Source organism: Paenibacillus sp. 1-18 (assembly GCF_000520755.1).
Taxonomy (GTDB): Bacteria; Bacillota; Bacilli; order Paenibacillales; family Paenibacillaceae; genus Paenibacillus; species Paenibacillus brasilensis.
In genome coordinates, this window is sequence record NZ_ASSB01000406.1 from 1 (window position 1) to 339 (window position 339).

1 protein-coding gene is annotated in these 339 nt (G+C 44.2%); it reads left to right on the forward strand.

Features of this window, described 5'->3' with window-relative positions; translation table 11 throughout:
- A partial coding sequence (locus L693_RS28600; RefSeq protein ID WP_231503781.1) for a helix-turn-helix domain-containing protein occupies positions 1 to 339 on the forward strand: 339 nt, incomplete at both ends.

Here is a 339-nt window from a genome sequence, read left to right on the forward strand (position 1 = left end):
ACAGAATTGAAGCAAAGAGGCTATAGCTTTAGCAGTTTCAGTAAGATATCCGGTATTAATCGCGGTACCTTCAGTGCAATGCTGAACAGCAACCCACCCAAGCCAATCTCCGTTCGGCAGATGGACCTGATAACCAAGGCATTGGGATATCCCGAGGGCTGGCTCTATGAGATGTACATAGATGAATGTTTTTACGAGGGAAAAGGGCACTGGAAACGGATCAAGCCTTTTTTATTGCGTTGTGTAGAGTTAGGGAGGAAAGACTATATTCAAAGGGTATTGTCGAGATTAACAGAGGACTTGTCCTATGTGTCGACGATATTTGAACTTGCAGAAGAG